Annotated in this window: 1 protein-coding gene; it reads right to left on the bottom strand. The window is 45.4% G+C overall.

The window, feature by feature from the left end:
- Positions 1-592, bottom strand: a 592-nt coding sequence (locus A3750_RS14925) for a nucleoside-diphosphate sugar epimerase/dehydratase (protein WP_369819948.1), incomplete at its 3' end; no start/stop codon positions are given.
- Positions 593-826 lie beyond the last annotated feature (234 nt).

The following is an 826-nucleotide window of genomic DNA, read 5'->3' as shown; positions in this document are numbered from 1 at the left end:
ATACTTTGGGTAATGCTGCAGGGCTATATACTCGAACCCCGTTTAAATCTTGCCCATGCAAACTTTCATCATCGTCAACAAACGCGATCGGCTGCATGGCTTTGCTATGAAACAACACCGAACTTAACTGCAAGCCCGACTTACCAGCGCCATAGATAATCACTCTCTCTTTAGTGCGAACAATGGAGTTATGCACTAACGAGCGCGCAGTCATTCTTGAGCCCCCGACGAACACCAGCGCCAAACACCAATAGATAATGGGGACAGAGCGCGGCATCTCTGCGTTCAAAAAAAAGGCTGAAAGAGCCAACACCAGCGTAGAAATCGTCACGCCGCCCAATACCGCACGCATCGCATGATTACTCATATATCGGATAACCGCGCGGTACAAACCGAGCTTGATAAAACAGAACAAGCTACAAAGAACAGTCAGTGACATGACCGTTGCTATCTGCCAAGAGTCGGGAATGTAAAACGCATCTAAGCGCAAACTAAACGCCAACCAGATGGCAAGCGGAAGTGAAATCGAATCGATTAAAAGAGATACCAATCGTTTTTGGTAGCGGGGTAAAAATAGTAAATTGTTCAGCACGTCCTGCTTGTCCCTAGTCACGTCCAGCCAATCGCTCTGGTGTAAGTGAGTATGCGCTTGCTTTTATATGACAACGAATATAGTCAAGGACAATAAAAGTGTCGAGCTCGTCACATAGATTATCTCATCAAAAACGGCCGAATTGAAACCGTGTTCCTTTTTATTAGACCAGTGTGGCATAGACCCTAGTTCGAGTAAAAACAATTGTTTGTCTTGAGCGTCGTTTTAAGTAAC

This window comes from Oleiphilus sp. HI0079 (assembly GCF_001635105.1).
Note: the sequence above shows the minus strand (reverse complement) of the source record. Positions and strands in the feature narration are given on the sequence as shown.